We start from the raw sequence: 21,305 nt of genomic DNA on the forward strand, positions 1-21,305 counted from the left end.
CACATCCTCCTTGGCAAATGACGTCTTGCAAGGAGAACAACGCATGAAGTGCGGTTTTTATTCCCGCCAGTCCGCAGCGGCCGCCTGCGCTACCGATTCGGCATCCAGCGGATCGCCTTCCATGCGGGCGTCGATCTCGGCCAGCAAAGCCGGTGGCAACGCGGATGACGCCAGCTGATAGCCGCCGGTTTCGCCGGCGGGCGCGGTCAGGAGAAGGCGCACTTGCCAGCCTTCATTGTCACGGCAGGCCAGGCCCCGGGCGTCTCCTTCGGCCGCTGCGAAGGCGCGACAATAGTCGCCCTCCGTGTCCCGGAAGGTGACCGGCACCTGCCAGTCGGCATTGCCGGCTGCTGCGTCGAGCGCGGATGCGAGGCGGGCTTCGGCGCGCGGGTTTTCGCCACTGATGCCGGGACCGGCCGCGAAGAATTGCGCGCCGACAAAGATGCCGAGCGCGAGGCTGGCGAAGGCGGCCAGGCCGGGCGCCGCTACCGGGCCGGTGAGCCAGGCACGGATCTGGGCCAGAAGCCCCGCCGGAGGCGCCTCCTGGGCCAACAGGGCGGTCAACCGGTCGGGCGGGGCCCGATGGGCGATGGGCGCATAGTGGGAACGGACGCGATTGGCGATACGGCGCTGCCTTTCGGTACGCGCCGCGAGATCTTCGTCGCCGGCCAGATCGGCTTCGAACCGGGCCTGCACATCGGCCGGCATTTCGCCGTCGACATAGGCCATGATGTCTTCATCACGCCAGCTCATGCAGCGTCTCCCTCGCTATCGGACAGACGCGCTTCCAGCGCCTGGCGGCCCCGCGCAAGGCGGCTGGTCAGCGTCCCCATCGGCACGTCGAGCACGGCTGACGCTTCCTTGTAAGACAGGCCTTCGACGAGGACGAGCGAGACCGCAACGCGCTGCTCGTCCGGCAGATCCTGCATGGCGGTTTCCACCGACATCGCCCGGATCCGCTTGTCGAATGCAGGATCCTCGGCGCCGACGCCGAGCCCGGCTTCTTGCGGCGCGAAGGTCCGGGCTCGACGTTGCCGCGCCCTGCTCTCGTCGATCCAGATATTTTTGATGATCCGGTACATCCAGCTGTCCAGTCGGGTGCCGGCCACGAACTGGCCGGATCGCGTCAGGGCCCGCTCCAGCGCCATCTGGAGCAAATCGTCGGCATCGGCGTCATTCCGGGCCAGCGACCGCGCAAACCGGCGCAGCCGCGGCAGGAGGTCGAGCAGTGCTGCCCGGAATTCGGCATCTTTTCGAGGCATGCTATTAATCCGGCAACGAATGGAAGATGCGGTTTCTTCCATACGTTATCGAAATATCCGGACCGGCATAGCCTGCCGGACCGTAGGAAACCCGGAGTGAGGATGTGTTGCGCCTCGTCCTGTTGATGGCGATCTGGCTGGCCGCAGCGCCAGCCTTCGCCCAGCTGAGCCTGCCCGACCGGTTGCCCGTGCAGCTGCCGGACACGCCGCTGCGCGAACCCGAACGCCTGCTCGACCGGCTCGACGACCGCGTGCTCGGCGAGATCGAGGCGGCGCGCCGTGACGCGCTGGGCACGTTGCAGCGGGTGAATCGGGACTTGCTCGAGACGCTGCCGGGCGGCGATGTCGCGCTGCGCGGCGAAGTGCTGGCTGTGGATCCGTCCATCGCCCTGCTCGGCTCCGCCCAGGCGGCCGGATTCACCATCATCGAGGACCGCACCGAGCCGGCGCTGAATCTGCGGTATGTGCGGCTGCGCGCGCCATCGGGCATCGGAACGCTGGGCGCGGTCGGGCTGTTGCAGCAATTCGATCCGGGCGGGCTGTTCGACGTCAATCCCTTATATGCGACGTCCGGAGTAGCGATGACCGGCCTCGCAGTGCAGGCCGCGCCGCGGCAGAGCCAGGTGCGGGTCGGCATGATCGATGCCGGCGTGCCGGACACGGGGTTCCCTGACGGCCAGCTGGTGACGCGGCATTTCCGGGGCTCGCAGGTGACCCCGCACGAGCACGGGCTGCAAGTGGCCGCCATCCTCGCTTCAGCCGACGGCGCGGCGCCGGGCGCGAGGGTTTATGCCGCCGATGTCTATGGCGGCGAACCCACAGGCGGTTCGGCCGACACGATCCTGCGGGCGCTCGGCTGGATGGCGGAGCGGGATGTCCGCGTCGTCAATATCAGCATTGTGGGTCCCCGCAATGTCGCGCTGCGCGCGGCCATTGAGCGCTTCACCGCCCAGGGCCGGATCGTCGTCGCGGCCGTCGGCAATGACGGGGCAAATGCCCGCCCGCTCTACCCGGCCGCCTATCCGCAAGTCGTCGCCGTCACCGCAATCGATGCCGGCGCCCGGATCCTGCCGGAAGCCGTGCAGGGCGAGCATGTCGACTTCGCGGCGCGCGGCATGGACATGGTCTGGCCGTCGCTGAACGGACGGCGGGTGCAGGTTCGCGGCACCTCCTTCGCCGCGCCCATTGTCGCCGGCCTCCTGGCCAATGAGGTCGCTTCGGGACGGACGGCCCGAGATGCCGAAGCTGCGCTCACCGCGGCGGCCCGCGATCTCGGCCGGCGCGGCCGGGACGATGTTTACGGGCATGGTGCTGTCGGCGATGCGATGTTCCGGTCACGGCGGGCAGATCTGCGCCGCCGCTAGGACTGTCCCGGAAGAAAACCCGCATGCGATCCGTTGTCGGAGATGACGGGCCCGGCCGCACGGCTGGTCCCCGGTCTGCAAAGGGAGGATCTCATGCGTACTCTTCTATCGATAGCCGCCATCCTGGCGGCCATGCCCGCCGCCAACGCCCAGCTCGGCACGGTGACCGGCACGGTTCAGGACACGACGCGGCTGGAAACCGAAGCGCTCGACCTCGACGCGACGGGACGGCTCGGCTCGCGCCTGCAGACCGGTGTTGCGACTTCGCGCATTGAACAGATGCGTCAGCGCCGCGCCCTGCGGGAGGCCCGCCGCGCCGCCGTCGAGGCGCGCGATGCGCCGGCCGTCAGTGCCGGATCGCAAGCGGCCTTGCAGACGGGCGTCCGTGAAACGGCGTCTGCCCCTGTCTCGAACGCCACGAACGCCTCCGCCACGGCACGCCGCGTGACGGCGGCGACCGATAGCAGCGCGCAAACCGATACCGACGGTCAGGCGGTGGCGGTCGGCCAGACCGCAGCCATCGCTGCCGACCGGCCCGTCGTGCGCCCCGCGGCGCAAGTGAGCCGCACCGTCGCAATGGCCGACAATGCCGCAGCCTCGGTCGAGGTCGAAGTGCCGACAGCCGCAGTCTCCGTGCCGGCGCCCGCCGTCACCGTTGCGGCCCCGTCAGCCGTGATCGCCACTCCGGCGCCGCGGCCGGTCTATGCCGGGTCGGGCGGTTCGACGGTGATTGTCCGCGATCGGATCCGGAGGGTGTCGTCCGAACCGGCGGTGACCGCGCCACCGGCGGACGCAGCGGCACTGCCTGCCAGGGCAGCCACCCATCCCGTACCGGCGCGTGCCGCCAATCGCTGGATCGACCCGCATAGCGTCTCGGAAAACGCGTTTTTCATCTGCTGCGCACTTCTCCTGATCCTTGCGCTCCTGATGTCCGCCCACATGCTGACCCGGCGGCGGGCCTGACACCGGTCCACGCGGCAAGGGCGGTCTTGAGACCGCCCTTTTTCGTGTCAGCGGGCAAACCGCACGCCCAGGCTGAACGCGCGTGCCTCCCCCGGGAAATAACGCTCGCTGCCGAAGGCGAAGTCTGCACGCTCAGCATAGCGCTCATCGGTGAGATTGCGGATCGTGCCGAACAGGGTGATGCGGTCCGTCGCGGCAAAGCGCGCCCGCAAATTCAGAAGATCATGCCCGTCATAGCGGTTCTGGTTCGCCGCATCGGTAAAGTATTCGCCGACATGGACCCATTCCAGCCCGGACTGGAACCGGTCCGTCGGGCGCCATGACAGGCGTGTATTCCAAAGCCATTCCGGTGCCGTATCGACGCGATTGCCGTCACGGATCGTCTCGGTGGCATTGCCGACAACGCGATCGAAGTCATAGCGGTGATCGGCCCAGCTCCCGGCAATTTCAAACTCCCAATGGCCGGACAGCGGCCAGGCCAGGTCGAACTCGACGCCGTGATGCCGTGTCGCCCCGTCGGTGACATTGAAGCCGTCTGCATCGCGGAAAAAGACATTCGTCTTGCGCATTGCATAGGCGACGAGCTCGACGCGCCCGCCGCGGGCAAAGGCATGGCGTAGACCCAGCTCGGCGCTGTCGAGCACCTCCGGTTCAATACCTGTAATGTCCTGTCCGGGCTGGAGCCGGTAAAGCTCCGCGGTTTGCGGCGTGCGGCTGCCGCGCGCCAGCCGCGCAAAAACCGCCGAAGCGTCCGACACCTGCCAGATCAGCCCAGCATGCGGGGTAAGAACTGAAAAATCATCGCTGCGGTCCGGCAGACGCAGGAATCGGCCGACCGTGTTGTCGGGCAAATGGTTGTCATACACATAGCGCGTGACTTCCCAGCGCGCGCCAAGCTGCGCGGTCAAAGACGGCGTCAGCGCCCAGCGGCCCTGCGCGTAGAGCGCGGCGACATCCGCGGTGACCGTGTAATCATAGTGATCGCCCTGCACGAAAGAAAAAATCGTCGGCCGTTCCTGAGTCTCGGTGAGATAACCCCAAGTGCGCTCCAGATCCGCGCCGATCGTGAGGCGGCTGTCATCGGTTTCGCGGACCAGTGCCGCCTGCAGGCCCAGACTGTCATGGCCGCTCTCTTCCAGCGCTTCGGACGGCAGGAAATGCATGCGGAAGTCCATGGCGTTGGACCGCGCATAGGGCGTCAGCGACCAGTTCCAGAGGTCCTGCCAATGCCCGTCGAGGCGCAAGGCTGTCCTGATCGCATAGGCGTCGCGAAAGCCCTCCGGATCCGGATTGCTGCGCGCCAGTGTCCGGTCGCGATACGCATCGCTTCCACGGATAAAGCCCGCCGTTTCCTGGTTCAGGGAGATGCCGGACAGGGTAAAACGCCAGTCAAAGTGCGGGGCGGTCCCATCCGCGCGAACCAGGGCTTCCAGCCGGTCGAGCCCGGATTCGGCACGCCATCCCTCCTCATGCTGGCCGGCCAGTCCGGTCAGCCAGGAAGTTCTCTCGTGCGTTCCGGTCCAGATGGCCTGGCCCCGGACACGGCCAAAGGAACCGGCTTCGATCTCGATCGATTGCGGCGTGCTGCCCGGTTCCGGCGTACGGAAATGGATGAGGCCGTGCAGCGCGTTCGACCCGTAATGCGCCGGACCGGGACCGCGAAAAACCTCGACATTGCCGGACAGGCCCGACAGCGCCTCGAACAGGCCGTTGACATTGGAAAAGCCGGCGGCCCGGAGCGGAATGCCATCTTCCAGATAGAGGAAGGCGCCGGCGCCCGCGCCACCGGTCAGTACGGGCGAACGGATGGCGGTGAGATGCTCGGCGCCGTTGCCGCGATGAAGGAAGGCGCCCGGCGCGCGGTTGATCAGCTCGGCCGGATGTTGCGCGCCCGTATTCAGGATTTCGGTGCGGTCGATAAGGGTGATCGGCGACACCGTTTCATTGGGGCGTTCACCGGAACGGTCACCGGTCACCACGATCACGTCCTGGGCCCATAACGGGCTGACGCAGAGCAGACACAGCGGGATCAGGGCACGGATCATCCCGGCGAATGTAGGCGCCAACGCGGCGGAGGCAATTTGCCGTTGCCGAGCGATGACAATCGCCGCCAACCCGGTAGGATTTGCAGACCGGGGGCGAGACACGACAAGGGAGGCCGGGCCGTGACGGTTTATCGTTGGCTGATGGCGGTGCTTTTGCTGCTGGGCGTTCTGACGCCGGACGCGCTGGCCAATCGGCGCAGCGCCCTGTCCATCGAGGCCGATTATTCGGCGTCCATACTGGTCTTCCGCGTCGGCCGGGTGACGCTCGATGCCGAGCTGGGCACCGAGCGCTATACCGCGCGGGCGCATGTCGAAGCGGCGGGCCTCGCGGCGCTGTTTACCGATTTTTCGATCGATTCCGACGTCGAAGGCCGGTTCGCCGAAAGCGGACCGGTGCCGGTGAATTACGGTCACATCGAACGCACAGGCGACAAGACGCGGATCATCGATGTCGATTTCGAGGATGGCGTCGCACGCGCGACGGCGTCGCCTGCCTTTTCGACCTGGGGCGATCCGCCCGCCAGCGAATCCGATCGCACGGGCGTGGTCGATCCGATGACGGCGACGCTGCTCTTGTCAGAACTCGTCGCCGCAGCCGAGGCCGCGCCATGCGCGGGATCAATCCCGGTTTTCGACGGCAAGCAGCGCTATGATCTGAACCTTGTCGCGCGTGGGACGGAAACCATACGAACTCGCGGATATCAGGGCGAAGCGATGGTGTGCGACGCCTTCTACATCCCGATCTCCGGATATGATCCCGAGGACTGGCCGGAGCCGGGCGAAACCCGGCATCCCTTGCGGATGTGGATCGCGCCGATTGCGGAAGGTTCGGCCTATCTGCCGGTTCGCCTGCACACACGCGCCGGGTTCGGCGGCGTCACGGTCGAATTGCGCGCATTGCGGGTCGATTAGCCAAAAGAAAAGGCGCGGACCGCGCCGCGCCTTTCCAAGGAGTAGCTGGGCCGGTTGGCGTTAGCCGACCGAGGCCATGCCGGAGACGTCTGCCCGCGTCGCGTTCAGCACGATGGCTTGTGCGTCCGCATCGAACATGGCGTCGCTCTCCGAAACAGCCACAACGCCATCCGTATCGATGCCCGAACGGTCGAAGTGAATCCGGCCATTGGTATCGGAATCATAGCGTGTCACCGTACCGATGCGGTATCCGTCACGGCTGTAGACCGCGACCTGGGAATAGCCGCCGGAATTCGAGGACACGTAGGCCGAGCCCGTTCCCGTATAGACCGACGGACGGTCGGGCGTGTCGGCGCTGACCGAACCGCCAGCATAGACTTGCGAGCGCTGCTCCAGCTGGGACGCCAGACGCGAGCTGGCGCGGCTGCGATCGTAGGCCGACAGCGACGACTGCAGCGACTGGCCGATACGGCTATAGGCATTGGCCGATGCATCTGCATTCGCGTTGATCGACTCGTCGACATTGACGGCGGAATCAACAGTGCTGTCGAGACGGGAATCGATGTCCGTCTGCTGATCGAGACGGGAGTCCAGATCCGTTTGCCGGTCGAGGCGCGAGTCCAAATCCGTCTGCTGGTCCAGCCGCGAACCGATGTCCGTCTGCTGATCGAGACGGGAACCGAGACGCGATCCTTGGCTCAGAGAGCCGCGAGCGGTCTGGCTGGTGTTCGTGGACAGCGTGCTTTGCGTCTGACCTTGTACGGAGCCTGTGAGGTCGGTCACTTGCGCCATGGCGGCAGGCGACAGAACCATGGCCAGTACGAGGCCGGTTGTAGCGAGTTTCATGTCAAGCTCTCCATTGGTTGCGAGCAGGAATACAACGCGGGGGCCGAATGGGAGTTCCGGGAAATTTCAGATCGTGATCAGCGACCCCGAGTCGCCATGCCTGACAGGCGAGCTGCAAGATGACGTGCACGGCAATTCTGCAATTTGCTTGACGCTTCGCGGCGATCGGCAATGCTTCCGGCAGCAGGGAGGCTGATCCATGGCAGAACGCAAATACGGCATTGTGGTCTACGGTGCGACCGGGTTTACCGGGCGATTGGTCGCGGAATATCTCGATGCCCATTATCGGGGCGATAATGCCGTCAAATGGGCGATGGCGGGACGCTCTCCCGGGAAGCTGGAAGCCGTTCGCGACGAGATCGGTATTTCGCCCGAGGTCGATCTGATGACCGCAGATGCCAGCGATCCGGCATCGCTGAAAGCGATGGCGCAAAGCGCGCAGGTCGTGATCACGACGGTTGGGCCCTACCAGCTCTATGGCGAGCCGCTACTGACCGCCTGCGCCGAGGCCGGGACCGATTATGTCGATCTTTGTGGCGAACCGGCCTGGATGGCGCAGATGATCGGCAAGTACCAGGGCGCGGCAGCGGCCAGCGGAGCGCGCCTGGTGTTTTCCTGCGGGTTCGACAGCGTGCCTTTCGATCTCGGCGTCTGGTTCCTGCAGGAAGAAGCCAAGCGTGCGCAGGGCAGGCCGGTGCCACGCGTCAAAGGCCGCGTGCGCAAGATGAAAGGGACGTTCTCGGGGGGCACCGCTGCCAGCCTGACGGCAACGATTGCGGCGGTCAGCAAGGACCGGTCGCTTCTGAAACTGCTGACCAACCCGTTCTCGCTCTGCCCGGGCTTTTCGGGTCCGAAACAGCCGCATTCGGCCGAAGCGGAATATGACGAGGCCGCCGCCTCATGGACGGCGCCGTTCGTCATGGCACCGATCAACACGAAAAATGTTCATCGTTCGAACTTCCTCTCCGGTCACCCCTATGGCGAGGATTTCGTCTATGACGAGCGGATGCTGACCGGCGATGGCGACAAGGGCGAAAAGCGCGCCAAGTCGGCGGCGCGGCAGGACAAGATGCAGAATGTCATGCTGGCGATGGCACCGACGCGCTGGATCCTGAAAACCTTCATGATGCCCAAGCCCGGCGAGGGGCCGGACAAGGAGGCCCGGGAGACCGGTTTCTACGACATTCTGTTCATTGGCGAATCTTCGGACGGACGGGTCGTGAAAGCATCGGTGAAGGGCGACAAGGATCCGGGCTATGGCTCGACCTCGAAAATGATTTCAGAGTGCGCGCTATGCCTGTTGCTCGACATCGACCGCGAGACGACGCCTGGCGGTATCTGGACGCCCGCAGCGGCAATGGATGGAAAGCTTGTCGAGCGATTGCAGGCAAAGGCCGGACTGACCTTCGCGGTCGAAAGCTAGCCGGGCTTGTCGGCCATGAAGTCCGCAGGCGGTGTCCAGGTTCCCGGAATGTGAGTGTTGGCCCAACGGCACATGGCTTGGACTGTCGGTCGCAAATCCCGCCCCTTGGCCGTCAGCCGGTATTCGCGGCGCGGCGGCCGCTTCGAATAGAGCGTTGCCGTGACAAGTCCGGCCGCCTCCATCTTGGCCAGGCGGTCGGCCAGCACATTGGTGGTAATCCGCTCGGGCGAATCAAGGAAGTGGGAATAGCGCGACTTGCCATTGAGCATGTCGCGCAAAATGACCAACGTCCATCGATCACCGACAAGATCGAGCGTCGCGGCAATCGGGCATCCGGAGCGAAAATCCACATCCATGCCTCATTCTAAGCTTGCGACTTGCAAGTTACAAGTAACATGGATAGCGTAATTGTCGGGAAGCGACGGGTTGAGCGGGCGGGCTGTAGGGGCGGTTTATCCGGACGAGATCGCGGTTCCGGTCGCCAGCCGAACCCGTCGCAGCGCGTGCCGCACAGACGTTTCGATGGCGAATTGGCGGGATATTCCAAGCAGGTGCGAGTCGCCCGAACCGCCCGGCACCGGCTTAAAGCGCTGCGGCAATTACGGAAGGAGACCAGGATGAGCGAGGAGAGCATTGAAGGCGGATGTTTGTGCGGCGCGGTCCGCTATGCCATCAGCGGCGAGCCGGCTGTAACCGGCGATTGCTATTGCACCGATTGCCGCAAGGCGAGCGGCACCAGTCATTGTACACATGCCGCCTTCCCCGAGCCGGCCTTCGCGATTGAAGGGCAGTTGCGGTTTTTCGACAAACCGGCCGACAGTGGAAATATGGTCAGCCGCTGCTTTTGTCCGACGTGCGGCTCGGCTGTCTATTCGACCAATTCCGGAATGCCGGGCCTGGTTTTCGTGCGGGCGTCCAGCCTCGACGATCCGGAGCGCATCTCGCCGGCAATGTCGGTCTATGCCAGCCGCGCCCCGTCCTGGGCGGCGGTCAGCGCCGCGCGTCCGGCCTTCGCGGAAATGCCGGGCTAGTCGGCGGTCAGCGCTTTGCGGCGGAAGCTGGTCGGCGCCTCACCGGTCGCCTCCCTGAAGGCCCGGTTGAAGCTGGCGATCGAGCCATAGCCGAGATCAAGCGCGACCTGCAGGATCTGGCGCCGGGCCTGTTCCGGGTCGGCCAGGATTTCCTTGGCGTCTGCCACACGGTGCGCGTTGATATAGCTGGAGAAATTGCGGTAGCCGAGGCCTTGATTGATGAGCTTGCGCAGCCGGTGTTCCGGCGTGCCCAGCTGATCCGCCAGCTTGCCGACGGTGAGGCCGGTTTCGCGATAGGCGCCCGCCTCCATCGCCGATTCCAAACGGGCCAGAAGCGGCTTGTCGGCCGGTTCGATGGCGGCGATCGCGGCCTGTGTGTCGTGCCGGCGCGTTACCATGTTGCGGTCGACGAACATGGCCGGGCTGGCGCGCAGTGCCCACATGGCGAAGGCGAAGGACAGGATCAGCAGCCAGATTGAGGACGCTACCTGATAGGTCTGTTCCGCCTGCGGTCCGAAATCCATCATGTCGAGGCCCATCAGGACTATGGCCGACAGGCCGACCGAGACCGCAATCGCGACGCGGAAGCGGCGGCGGCTGTCGACGAGATCGTCCTTTAGGCTCAACAGGGCAAAATAGGTCGCGTGCATGAAGAGCAGAATGGAAATGAGTTGTTTGATGCCGGTCAGCACATCCAGGGTGAGACCTTCGCCGATGACGAACCGCAGGGGCGTCAGCACTAGGATGGGGATGGCCGGGATCAGGTGAAACACCCGGAAGCGATAGTGATCGCAGAACAGCGCCAGGCAGAACCACCAGAAGAAAACGCCGTCCAACCATGACAATGGCACCAGCGGCAATTGCCAGACGCCGAGGAAGTCCACCAATGCCGGTGAGGCACATATCATGTAGGCGAACGCGCCGAGACCGAAAAGCGCGCCCAGCCGCGCAGCGAGCGAGCGCGGCGCGTTGACCAGCAGTATAGCGCTGGTCAGCAAACACAGAATGCCCGCTGACATGCGGGCAATCATCTCGATCAGGACGGCGTCGGACATGGGCTGATTATGCCCCTATTGAAAGAATCCTGCCAGCCTGAACGCGACGGGGGGTGGCGATCAGGCTGGCAGGCCAGGGACGCTAGTCGCGGTTGGCGGCCAGCACCATGCTGTCCCGTCCATCTGGGGAGATGCTCCGGGAGGCATGGATTTCGTTCAGCTGCGGGGCGGCGATCTGGTCGAGCGTGCGCTCGATGGTGTCGCGGACACACAGGCGGGTGGCGGTTGCCGACATGGCGCTGTGGCGGTTTTCCTCTGCGCAGACGCGCTGGGCGGTGTCGGCGATGCGCTCGTAGACGGATTGAGCGCCCGCCGGCGTGGTCAGATCGGCCGTGGCGAAGGACAGCTCGGCGCTGGCCGGACCGCCGGCCAGGCTGGAAGCACCGAGAAAAAGGGCGGGAAGAAGCGCAGTAAACATGATCGACCTCGTGAGGTGGCGCCGCTTTGCGCGGCTAACGGGGTCAATCTGCCGGGCGGCGCCACGCCGCGCTCCGCGATTTCGAAAATCGCGCGATCATTTTCAGAATCGCGCGATGAATTTCAGAAACGCGCAGGCTCGGGCCTATCGCAACCGGGTGGACCGGGCCGGCGCCAGGATCACCGCGTTCAGCAGGGCCAGATCGAGGCCGGCCTGGTAAGCCCGCGCCGTGGGGTCCTGGGTGAAGGCCACCACAAAGCCCGAACCGACGCGGCGAGAGACCAGGAAGGGCTTGAACGCGATCTGTTCGGCGTTCTCGGCCCAGAGATGACCCGACGCGACGAGGTCGTCCGCGGCGGCAAAGCGGAAGACCGTATCGGCCTCGTCGAGCGGGATCGCCGTATAGATGTCCGATCCTGTCACCATGGCCGCCGCGCCGTCCTCATAACCGGCCGACAGGAAGCTGTCGGTATTGGCGATGATGTTCAGGAGGGCGCCGGGCGATGAATCCGGGCGCGCATTGCGCGGCTCTAGCGCGTCGCGCAGCGCGGTCTCGTCGGCGATCACGCTGCCTTCGACCGTCGCGTCCTCGCCGGCAGCGCCGGTGGGCGTGCCCGCGGCCAGCTCGCGGCGGATCGGCAGAAGGTCGATGTCCGGATCGGCAATAAAGCGCGTGGCATCGCCGAGCGCGATGAGCGTCCCGCCACCCCGCACGAAGGCCGACAAGTTTCCGGCGCCGCTTTCCCCGATTTCGCGGCCATAGCCGCTGCCGCGTTGTTCCGGCAGCAAGAGCACATCGAAACCGGACAGGTCGGCGAAGGACAGGCGGGACGCCCGGATCACCGTCACCGGCAGGCCATAACGCCGCTCCAGCACGTAGCGAACACCGCCGACCGAGTTGGGGTCGGTGCCATCGCCCCAGGCCATGGCGATGCGCGGCTCGATGATTTCGGCGAACTGGCCGGATCCGAAATTGGGTCCGTCCTCGGTCCAGCTAGTATCGATGCCGTGATAGACGGCGCCGATCGTGCGCGCGTGCAGGCGCATAATCGAATCGAGGCTGGCCGGCGCGCCGGCGCGCGCCACGATGACCGAGCCTGCCGGATAGGTTTCGTCCTCAATGGTGAATTCGCTGCCTGCAGTGCGCAGCGTGACGCCTTCCGCGGCCAGCCGGGCAACCAGCATGGCCTGGCCTGCATCGGTCCAGGGGATGACATAGCCGAACTCACCACGCTCACCGGTTTCGGCGAGGACGGGATCGTCGGCATTGACGGTATCGCCCTGCGCGCGCGGACGCGCGGCGCATTCCGCCGCTTCGACATTGAACATGACGGGCAGCGACCAGGCGGTGACATCATACATTTCATGGTCGAGCCCGCGCAGGCGCCGATCCTCCTGGTTTTCGAGGAATTCCGCGGGGATTGGCGTTTCGCGCTCCAGCAGCGTGCGCGCCAGCTGGCCGGCAGGCTGGTTGAGCTGAACCAGGAAACCGCCGGTCTCCAGCGACAGGCCGCACAGCGAGGTGCCCGCGTCGAGCCGCGTGATCTCAATGCCGTTGCGGGCAATCAGCCGCGCCAGCTGTTCGGCGCCCCAGCGATTGGAATCGCGCGACAAGACCACTGCGGCCGGGCCGTCATTGTTTCCGGCCGCGTTCGCCCGGGCCTCGACATAGCCGCGGACAAAGCGCTCGCGATTGGCGGCGGCGACTTCGGCCGTCGACAGGCTGGCAATGAAATTGCGGTCTACGCCGTCGGCATAGGTCAGGTCGGTCCCGTTGCGGCGGGTCCAGACCAGGCCGCGGGCCGAGCCCTGCTCATAGGTGAAGGCGACGCCGCCCTGCAGCATCGGCCACATGTCGCCATAGCCCGGATAGAAAGCGTCGAAGATCTCGCGGGTGAAATAATCATAGCCCAGGCGGTCGAACCAACGCGCATTGTTGAGCCCGACAATGTCCTGACCCTCGATCTGACCGTCGCCGAGCGCCGGGTTTACGGGCGGGGCAACCGGCGGGAAGAAGTAGGACTGGTCGCCGCCCATCTCGTGGGAATCGACGATCACCATCGGGCTCCATTCGCGCATGGCGGCGGTCCGGCCGCGCGTCTCCGGCTGTGACTGGATGAACCAGTCGCGGTTCAGGTCGAACAGGTAGTGATTGACGCGCCCGCCGGGCCAGGGCTGGTCATGCTCGGCCGACCAGCGATAGCCGTCGGGTTCAAGGCCGCGCGCCTGGGTAAAGGACTGGATGAAGCGGTTGCGGCCATCGGGATTCTGCACCGGGTCGATCACGACGAGCGCGTTTTCGAGAATGGTGTCGGCGACCGGGTCATTTTGCGCGGCCAGCAGGTGATAAGCCGTCCGCAAGCCGGCATCCGCCGGTGAAATCTCGTCACCATGGACGCTGTAGGCGAGCCAGACGACGACCGGCAGCCGGCCGATCAGCTCATTGCGTTCTGTGTTGCTCAAGGCCCGCGGATCGGCCAGGCGCTGCAAATCGGCCTGCACCTCATCGAGGCGCGCCATGATGCCGGCATTGCCGATCACCGCATAGACCAGCGGGCGGCCCTGCCAGCTTTCGGCATAGTCGAAGACCTGCATGCGGTCGGGCGCGGCTTCGGCCAGCTCGCGGATATAGTCAACCGCGTCTTCCGGCGGCGTAATCTCCTCGCCGAACTCGTGACCGAGATAGCTTTCAAGATCGGGGATCGCCGGGTCATAGCGCGCTTCGAACGGAGTCGGCGCGGTTTGCGCGAAAGCGGTGGCGGCGAGCATGAGGCCGGCCGTCAGTGCCGGCAGGAGGCGGTGAAGCATGTCGTTTCCCCGATCAGGATGTCCGATACAAAAACGGCCCGGCTGGCGCCGGGCCGTGTCATTTGGCGCGTCTAGTCGTTGTTGGCGTCCTCGTCGCCGGCGCTGCCGCCGGCCTCGGCCGGAACCGGGAAGCCGCGGTCCCGCATCAAGGGCGCGATGTCGGCGTCACGGCCACGGAAAGCGCGGTAGGCCTCCGCCGGATCGACCGCATTGCGCGGAGCGAACAAGTGCTCGACCATGCTGCTGGCCAGTTCCTGGTCGTAGAAGCCGCCCGGCGCATCGCGGAATGCCTCGGTGGCATCAGAGGTCAAAACGTCGGCCCACATATAGCCGTAATACCCGGCGGAATAGCCCTCGCCCGAGAAGATGTGACCGAAATGGGTCGAGCGGTGGCGCATCGGCAGCTCCTCCGGCATGCCGAGGCGTTCCAGCGTCTCGCGCTCGAAGGCGTCGGGGTCGATGCCCGCCGGATCGGTCGTGTGATAGGCCATGTCGACCAGCGCCGAAGCCAGGTATTCGGTTGTCGCGAAGCCCTGGTTGAAAGTCGCGGCGGCCTGGATGCGTTCCACCAGCGCGTCCGGCATCGGTTCGCCGGTCTCGACGTGAATGAAATAGTTGTCGACCACCGGCTCGGTGAACAGCCAGCGCTCGAGCAGCTGCGACTGGAATTCGGTATAGTCGCGCACGCCGCCATTGAGCGTCGGATAGACAACGTTCGAGGACAGGGTGTGCAGGGCATGGCCGAATTCGTGGAAGAAGGTGTTCGCATCATCCCACGAAATCAGCACCGGCTCGCCCGGTCCCGGCTCGACGAAGTTGGAATTATTCGTCGATAGCGGCCTCTGCTGGCCGTCGAATGTGGTGTGGCCGCGGAAGGAGGACGCCCAGGCACCGGAGCGCTTGCCGGTGCGCGCGAACGGATCGAGATACCAGACCCCGACATGATCGCCGCTGTCGCGATCGGTTACTTCATAGACGGTGACGTCCTCGTGCCAGACCGGCACCGAGCCCTCGGGCACCGGCGTGAACTCGTAATTGAAGAGCTCACCGGCGACGTAGAACATGGCCTCGAGCAGATTATCGAGCTGCAGGTATTGGCGCACCTCGTTGGAATCGAGCTCGTAGCGGTCCTGGCGGATCAGCTCCATGTAATAGCGGTAATCCCAGGGCTCGATCGTGATGCCATCGCCACGGTCGTCCGCCAGCGCCTGCATGTCGGCGACTTCCTCGGCAACGCGGCCAATGGCGGCCGGCCAGACGGCTTCCATCAGCTCCATGGCGCGTTCCGGCGTGCCCGCCATGCGGTTCTCGAGCCGCCACTGGGCGTAGTTGTCATAGCCCAGGAGGCCGACGCGCTCGTCGCGCAGCTGCAGGATTTCGGCAATGATGGCGTTGTTATCGAACTCGTCGCCATTATCGCCGCGATTGTAATAGGTGCGCCAGACCGTCTCGCGCAGGTCGCGCTCGGTGGAGAAGGTCAGGAAGGGGTCCATGGAGGAGCGCGTGTTGGTCACCGCATATTCGCCCTCGCGGCCGCGCTCGGCCGCCGCAGCGGCGTAGGCATTGACGACGGATTGCGGCAGGCCGCCCAGCTGGTCTTCCGCGATGTAGGTCACATAGGATTCTTCATCATTCAGCACATTGTTGGCGAATTGCGTGTGCAGCTCGGACAGGCGCTGATTGATTTCGGCGTAGCGCTCCGCAGCTTCGCCCTCGAGTGTCGCGCCATTGCGGGCAAACCCGTCATAGACAATCGTGACGAGGCGCTGCTGGTCGGGGCGCAGCTCGCCCATTTGCTCGTCATGCACCGTCCGGATTCGGTCGAACAGGGCGGCATTCTGGGTGATCTGTGAATTGTAGGCGGCGAGTTCCGGCGACAATTCACGCTGCAATTCGCGGAATTCCGGGCTCGACATGTTGGCCGACCAGATGCCCCAGAAATTGAAGACGCGGCCCAGCGGCTGGCCGGCGCGTTCCATCGCGACGATCGTGTTCTCGAAGGTCGGCGGCTCGGAATTGTTGGCAATCTCGTCGATCTCGGCGAGATGTGCCGCCATGCCGGCGCGCACCGCCGGGGCGAGCATGTCGAGCTCGGCCTCGTCAAATTGCGGCACGCCGCCATAAGGACCCGACAGCTCGGCCAGCAGCGGGTTGGTTTCAAGCTCGGCCTGCCAGTCCATGGCGGTCTCCGTTGCGGCGTCCTCGGCGGCGGCTTCCGGCGCTGCGCTTTCGGCCGGCGCGGCGTCGTCGGAGGCGGGTTCGCCGCAAGCCGTCAGGACCAGAGCGGCCAGGCTGGTGGAGGTGATCAAAAGGCGTTTCATGTCGGATCTCCGATTGGTCGGGCTGAATTCGGCGCGGACCCTAGCGCCACAAGCCGCACGCGGAAACGCTTCGAGATGACTCATTGCGGAGAGTTAATGTTCAACGGTAAAAGAAGCCGCGCCGCAGACAGTGGGCTTGTCAGTCTTTCTTTTGCTCCGCGATTTGCGCCTGCTGCTCTTTCCCGATCCGTCGGCCAACCTTTTTAATGTCCTCAGCAGCAGGAAGTTGCTCTGGCATAGTTCCGCCGATGTCCTTGATTGTCTGTCGGACTTTCGCTCCGACTTCATAGTGCGCGCGATTCGCAGCGGCTTTTCCTTGCACGTTTTCTCGTCTTAGCTTGTCTTCTGTCTGGGTGGCACGGAAAAGATTCGCGGCCAACTCGGTGCTGCCCATGTGGTCCAGTACCGCCTGGTTTTTTCGCAAGCCCTTTCGGCGCCGAATTCCCGGCACGTCGAGTCCGCCATAAAGCCCTTTATAGCCTTCTGTTTGGAAAATCGCGTAATCTAGGCCTTGGTGAACACCGGCTCCCTTCGCCGCAGACGCCAAATGCTTGTTGTGCGTCTTGACCTCCTCGCGAAGCATAATCCGACGTTCGTCTTCGCTGAGCGACTGGTATTCCTGTTCCTCCTGCTGCCGGACCTCCTGCCGACGTGTTTGAATCGCAAAATATGTCTGGGCGAAAGCCACAGGCCGTTTCTTTGCATCGGCGTTCTGCGCAGCCAGATAACAAGCATATCGACTTAGAATGATGTCTTCGATTTCACGCTCGGCGCCGCTGCCGACAGAAACCATTTTCCCGACGCCGGCAAAATGGTCGTCAGTGACATTTCCTGACTTGTCACAAGCCGCCTTGGCTTTTGCAATGACCGTCAGGAAATTATCCCATTTCGTATAGCCAAGCAGGCCCTGCAAATCGCGCGCGAACCAGAACTCTTCGCCTTCGTCGTCAACCTGCGCCGAATCTTCGAAGTTCGAAATCAGCTTGTCGATCGTGTCATCATTCGTTGCCAGATCGGTCAACGCTTCGTCGAACGCGACTTCGGCAAATTTCTTGGGTGGTTCATCTTCGTTGCTCATTCGCCTGTCCGTACGATTTCGATGGCTAACCGTCGCGAAAAATCCTACCGACTCGCGATTGTGGCATCGTACTATAGAGGACCCAGTCAGGCAAATTTGTTCTCTTTTAGTTCCGTCACGGCCTGCCATTTCCTGCCATGAGACAGAACGCCACATTCTTTTTGTGGGAAATCCCCGGATAACCTTTTCTTGGCTGTGGTTTCTCCACAGACTGGGACTTTTCGAGCTGGGGGATAATCCATGTCGCAAGCGAACGCGATGCCAGTGAGGTCATCGGGCCTTGACGGGATGCTGATCGGGCTGATCTGCATTCTCGGCGCTTTCTGGAGCCTGATGGCCGCAGCCCAGGGCGCCGACCCGCAAATGGTTGCGCATGGCTGGCTGATGCTGGGCGGCTTCATTGTCGGTCTGATCCTGCTGGTCAATGCGTTCTCCGGCCAGGGCCGGTATGAGGAAAGCGGGCTCTACCATGACAATGTCATCAAGGCCGGCGCCATCGCGACGATTTTCTGGGCAATTGCCGGGCTGCTGGTCGGCGTCGTCCTCGCCGTGCAACTGGCCTGGCCGAACATCTTTTATTTCGAACAGTTCGGCTTCCTGAATTTCGGCCGCCTGCGGCCGCTTCATACATCAGCGGTGATCTTCGCCTTCGGCGGCAATGCGTTGATCGCCACCTCCTTCTATGTCGTGCAGCGCACCAGCCGGGCGCGCCTTGCCGGCGGGCTGTGGCCCTGGTTCGTGTTCTGGGGCTATCAGTTCTTCATCCTGATCGCCGCCACAGGCTATCTGATGGGCGTCACCCAAGCCCAAGAGTATGCCGAGCCGGAATGGTATGCCGATATCTGGCTGACCATCGTCTGGGTCGCCTATCTCGGTGTCTTCCTGGCGACGCTGTGGAAGCGCAAGGAACCGCACATCTATGTAGCGAACTGGTTCTATCTGGCCTTCATCGTGACCATTGCGGTGCTGCACCTCGTCAACAATCTGTCGATCCCGGTCGATCCGTTCGGCTCGTTCAGCTACCGCGTCTTCGCCGGGGTTCAGAACGCGCTGACGCAATGGTGGTACGGGCACAATGCGGTCGGCTTCTTCCTGACCGCCGGCTTTCTCGGGATCATGTATTATTTCATCCCGAAGCGGGTGGAGCGGCCGGTCTATTCCTACCGGCTGTCCATCGTGCACTTCTGGACGCTGATCTTCATCTATATCTGGGCCGGCCCGCACCATCTCCATTACACGGCGCTGCCGGAATGGGCGCAGACGCTGGGCATGACCTTCTCGATCATGCTGTGGATGCCGTCCTGGGGCGGGATGATCAACGGGCTGATGACGCTGTCGGGCGCGTGGGACAAGCTGCGCACCGATCCGGTGGTCCGGATGATGGTCGTGTCGGTCGCCTTCTACGGCATGTCGACCTTCGAAGGGCCGCTGATGAGCGTGCGCGCCGTGAACGCGCTGTCGCACTATACCGACTGGACGATCGGCCATGTGCATTCCGGCGCGCTGGGCTGGGTCGGCATGATCTCGTTCGGCGCGATATACTGCCTTGTGCCCTGGCTGTGGAAGCGCAAGGGCATGTGGAGCCGCGCTCTCATCGAATGGCATTTCTGGCTCGCGACGATCGGCATCCTCTTGTACATCGCGGCGATGTGGCCGTCCGGCATTACGCAGGGGCTGATGTGGCGCGCCTACAATGATCTCGGCTTCCTCGAATACTCCTTCGTTGAGACCGTCGAAGCCATGCACCCCTACTACATCATCCGGGCCGGTGGCGGGCTGCTTTACCTCCTCGGCGCGCTCCTGATGGCCTTCAACATGTACAAAACGATCAAGGGCGATGTGCGCGAGACCGAAGACGTGGTCACGCCGCAACCCCGTGCGATCCCGGCAGAATAGGAGCAGGGACGATGGCTGACACACCTGAAAAGCAGAGCCTGCACCAGAAATTCTTCGAGAAGAATTCGCTGCTGCTGACGGTCGGAATCGTCCTGACCATCTCGGTCGGCGGGCTGATCGAGATCGCGCCGCTCTTCTATCTCAATTCGACGATCGAAGAGGTGGACGGGGTCAGACCGTATTCGCCGCTCGAGCTGATGGGCCGGCAGATCTATATGCGCGAGGGCTGCTATAACTGCCACTCGCAGATGATCCGCCCATTGCGCGACGAGGTGGAGCGCTACGGTCACTATTCGCTGGCCGCGGAAAGCATGTATGACCGGCCCTTCCAGTGGGGGTCGAAACGCACCGGTCCGGACCTCGCGCGGGTTGGCGGGCGCTATTCCGACGAATGGCACCGCGATCACTTGATCCACCCGCAATCCGTGGTGCCGGAATCGATCATGCCGCCCTATGCCTTCCTGCAGGATGCGGCACTGGATTACTCGACGATCGAGGCGCATCTGCGGGTCAACCGTTTCCTCGGCGTGCCCTATTCGGACGAGGCGATCGAGAATGCGCGCGCCGATCTGGAAGCCCAGGTCGACGAGTTTTCCTCGGGCTATGACGATCTGCTCGCCCGCTATCCGGGGGCGCAGATCCGCAATTTCGACGGCAATGCAGACGTGATCACCGAGATGGACGCCCTGATCGCCTATTTGCAGGTCCTCGGCACGATGGTGGATTTCTCCACCTACGAGCCGGAGGCCGAAGCCAACCAGCGCTAGGGGGCGGGGATGTATGACACGCTCGCCAGCTTCGCCCAGACCTGGGGGCTTTTGTTCTTCTTCGCGGTGTTCATCGGCGTGCTGATCTATGCGCTATGGCCGAAGAACCGCGACAAGTTCGACCGCGCCGCGCGGCTGCCGCTCAATGACGACATGCCGGCAGATGAACGCCGGAAAGAGGATGACCGCGATGACTGACAAGGATATCGATCCGGAGACCGGCACGGAAACCACCGGTCACGAGTGGGACGGCATCAAGGAGCTCGACAATCCGCTGCCGCGCTGGTGGCTGTGGATTTTCTACGCGACGATCATCTGGTCCGTCGTCTACTGGGTGCTGATGCCGGCCTGGCCGGCACCGCCGGGCATGCAAGGTCACACCGAAGGCATTGTCGGCAATTCGGAGCGTGTCAATGTCGCCGCCGACATGGATGCCCTGCAGGCCTCGCGTTCGACGCTCTATGGCGAGCTTCAGGCGGCCGACGATTATCGCGCCATCGAGTCCGATCCGGTGCTGTTCCGCTTTGCGCTGGCCGCGGGCGATTCCGCGTTCGGGAATTTCTGCGCGACCTGTCATGGCGCCGGGGCGCAAGGCTTTATCGGCTATCCCAATCTCAACGATGACGACTGGCTGTGGGGCGGCACGTTCGAGGACATCCGCCGCACGCTGGAAGTGGGTATCCGCGCCGATCACCCGGATACGCGTTTCTCGCAAATGCCGGCCTATGGCGGGGACGGCCTGTTGTCGCGCGAAGAGATCCGCCATGTGCGCGACTATGTGCTCAATTTGTCGGGCGAGACCGGGTTTGACGCGGTGGCGCTGGAGGCCGGCGGTGAGATCTTCGCGGCGCAATGCGCCACCTGTCACGGCCTTGACGGGGCGGGCGACCCCAGCCAGGGCGCGCCCAATCTGACCGATGCAATCTGGCTCTATGGCAGCAGCCCGGAGCAGGTCGAGAACACGATCTGGCGCGGCCCCTATGGCGTCATGCCGGCCTGGGAAGGGCGGCTCGATGATCCGACGATCACCGCGCTGGCCGCCTATGTCTATTCGCTTGGCGGCGGTCAGGACGGCGCTGCAATGGACGGTGCGGCGGGCGAATAGCCGCATCCCCA

19 protein-coding genes are annotated in these 21,305 nt (G+C 64.1%); 9 read left to right on the forward strand and 10 right to left on the reverse strand.

Annotated features, from left to right (window positions below):
• Nucleotides 1–57 precede the first annotated feature (57 nt).
• Both ACO08C_RS06975 and ACO08C_RS06980 read right to left on the reverse strand, forming a co-directional pair.
• Nucleotides 58–753 carry an anti-sigma factor family protein gene (locus ACO08C_RS06975; protein ID WP_421788580.1) on the reverse strand — a complete coding sequence of 232 codons (696 nt, stop codon included), beginning with the start codon at nt 751–753 and terminating at the stop codon, nt 58–60.
• A complete protein-coding gene (locus tag ACO08C_RS06980; protein ID WP_421788581.1) occupies nt 750–1,262 on the reverse strand; it encodes a sigma-70 family RNA polymerase sigma factor in 513 nt (170 codons plus the stop codon). Before ACO08C_RS06980 ends, ACO08C_RS06975 begins: the two co-directional genes overlap by 4 nt.
• 104 nt (nt 1,263–1,366) lie before the next feature.
• Here ACO08C_RS06980 and ACO08C_RS06985 point away from each other — a divergent pair, with 104 nt between their 5' ends.
• Nucleotides 1,367–2,626: a S8 family serine peptidase gene (locus ACO08C_RS06985; RefSeq protein ID WP_421788583.1), complete on the forward strand. Its 1,260-nt coding sequence runs from the start codon at nt 1,367–1,369 to the stop codon at nt 2,624–2,626.
• A 93-nt stretch (nt 2,627–2,719) separates the two neighbouring features.
• On the forward strand, nt 2,720–3,589 hold the full coding sequence (locus ACO08C_RS06990; RefSeq protein ID WP_421788585.1) for a hypothetical protein: 870 nt from the start codon (nt 2,720–2,722) through the stop codon (nt 3,587–3,589).
• 47 nt (nt 3,590–3,636) lie between these two features.
• Here ACO08C_RS06990 and ACO08C_RS06995 read toward each other — a convergent pair whose 3' ends face one another.
• Nucleotides 3,637–5,634 carry a TonB-dependent receptor gene (locus tag ACO08C_RS06995; RefSeq protein ID WP_421788587.1) on the reverse strand — a complete coding sequence of 666 codons (1,998 nt, stop codon included), beginning with the start codon at nt 5,632–5,634 and terminating at the stop codon, nt 3,637–3,639.
• Nucleotides 5,635–5,754: 120 nt separating this feature from the next.
• Between ACO08C_RS06995 and ACO08C_RS07000 the strand changes: the two genes are divergently transcribed.
• Complete coding sequence (locus ACO08C_RS07000) at nt 5,755–6,546, forward strand: DUF3108 domain-containing protein (protein ID WP_421788589.1); 792 nt, start codon at nt 5,755–5,757, stop codon at nt 6,544–6,546.
• A gap of 60 nt (nt 6,547–6,606) precedes the next feature.
• Here the strand turns inward: ACO08C_RS07000 and ACO08C_RS07005 are convergent, their stop codons facing one another.
• Entirely contained in the window at nt 6,607–7,392 is a 786-nt protein-coding gene (locus ACO08C_RS07005; RefSeq protein WP_421788590.1) for a hypothetical protein, read from the reverse strand.
• Nucleotides 7,393–7,591: 199 nt separating this feature from the next.
• Here ACO08C_RS07005 and ACO08C_RS07010 point away from each other — a divergent pair, with 199 nt between their 5' ends.
• Entirely contained in the window at nt 7,592–8,815 is a 1,224-nt protein-coding gene (locus ACO08C_RS07010; RefSeq protein ID WP_421788591.1) for a saccharopine dehydrogenase family protein, read from the forward strand.
• Here the strand turns inward: ACO08C_RS07010 and ACO08C_RS07015 are convergent.
• Complete coding sequence (locus ACO08C_RS07015) at nt 8,812–9,171, reverse strand: winged helix-turn-helix transcriptional regulator (RefSeq protein WP_421788593.1); 360 nt, start codon at nt 9,169–9,171, stop codon at nt 8,812–8,814. The two genes, ACO08C_RS07010 and ACO08C_RS07015, sit on opposite strands and share 4 nt — an antisense overlap.
• A 261-nt stretch (nt 9,172–9,432) precedes the next feature.
• On the opposite strand from ACO08C_RS07015, the gene ACO08C_RS07020 reads away from it, so the two are divergent.
• A complete protein-coding gene (locus ACO08C_RS07020) occupies nt 9,433–9,846 on the forward strand; it encodes a GFA family protein (RefSeq protein ID WP_421788594.1) in 414 nt (137 codons plus the stop codon).
• Here the strand turns inward: ACO08C_RS07020 and ACO08C_RS07025 are convergent.
• The 5 genes from ACO08C_RS07025 to dinD all read right to left on the reverse strand — a co-directional run bounded on the left by ACO08C_RS07025 (nt 9,843) and on the right by dinD (nt 17,526).
• On the reverse strand, nt 9,843–10,901 hold the full coding sequence (locus ACO08C_RS07025) for a helix-turn-helix domain-containing protein (RefSeq protein ID WP_421788595.1): 1,059 nt from the start codon (nt 10,899–10,901) through the stop codon (nt 9,843–9,845). The two genes, ACO08C_RS07020 and ACO08C_RS07025, sit on opposite strands and share 4 nt — an antisense overlap.
• A gap of 82 nt (nt 10,902–10,983) precedes the next feature.
• On the reverse strand, nt 10,984–11,319 hold the full coding sequence (locus tag ACO08C_RS07030) for a UrcA family protein (protein ID WP_421788597.1): 336 nt from the start codon (nt 11,317–11,319) through the stop codon (nt 10,984–10,986).
• A gap of 144 nt (nt 11,320–11,463) precedes the next feature.
• The gene (locus tag ACO08C_RS07035; protein WP_421788598.1) at nt 11,464–14,127 is read right to left on the reverse strand and encodes a M14 family zinc carboxypeptidase; all 2,664 of its coding nucleotides are present in this window, start codon (nt 14,125–14,127) and stop codon (nt 11,464–11,466) included.
• A 71-nt stretch (nt 14,128–14,198) separates the two neighbouring features.
• The gene (locus ACO08C_RS07040; RefSeq protein ID WP_421788599.1) at nt 14,199–16,448 is read right to left on the reverse strand and encodes a M3 family metallopeptidase; all 2,250 of its coding nucleotides are present in this window, start codon (nt 16,446–16,448) and stop codon (nt 14,199–14,201) included.
• A 139-nt stretch (nt 16,449–16,587) separates the two neighbouring features.
• Nucleotides 16,588–17,526 carry a DNA damage-inducible protein D gene (gene dinD / locus ACO08C_RS07045; protein ID WP_421788601.1) on the reverse strand — a complete coding sequence of 313 codons (939 nt, stop codon included), beginning with the start codon at nt 17,524–17,526 and terminating at the stop codon, nt 16,588–16,590.
• A gap of 240 nt (nt 17,527–17,766) precedes the next feature.
• Between dinD and ccoN the strand changes: the two genes are divergently transcribed.
• From ccoN to ccoP, 4 genes are read left to right on the forward strand one after another with little or no spacing between them, the layout of a single operon-like run.
• Nucleotides 17,767–19,422 (forward strand): cytochrome-c oxidase, cbb3-type subunit I, encoded by a 1,656-nt coding sequence (ccoN, locus tag ACO08C_RS07050; protein WP_421788602.1) that lies wholly within the window; start codon nt 17,767–17,769, stop codon nt 19,420–19,422.
• Between the two features lie 11 nt (nt 19,423–19,433).
• Entirely contained in the window at nt 19,434–20,189 is a 756-nt protein-coding gene (gene ccoO, locus ACO08C_RS07055) for a cytochrome-c oxidase, cbb3-type subunit II (protein ID WP_421788604.1), read from the forward strand.
• Between the two features lie 9 nt (nt 20,190–20,198).
• On the forward strand, nt 20,199–20,387 hold the full coding sequence (locus tag ACO08C_RS07060) for a cbb3-type cytochrome c oxidase subunit 3 (RefSeq protein WP_421788606.1): 189 nt from the start codon (nt 20,199–20,201) through the stop codon (nt 20,385–20,387).
• A complete protein-coding gene (gene ccoP, locus ACO08C_RS07065; protein WP_421788607.1) occupies nt 20,380–21,294 on the forward strand; it encodes a cytochrome-c oxidase, cbb3-type subunit III in 915 nt (304 codons plus the stop codon). The genes ACO08C_RS07060 and ccoP overlap by 8 nt, the downstream gene beginning before the upstream one ends.
• Nucleotides 21,295–21,305: the final 11 nt, after the last annotated feature.

It is taken from the genome of Hyphobacterium sp. (assembly GCF_965229905.1).
Classification (GTDB): Bacteria; Pseudomonadota; Alphaproteobacteria; order Caulobacterales; family Maricaulaceae; genus Hyphobacterium.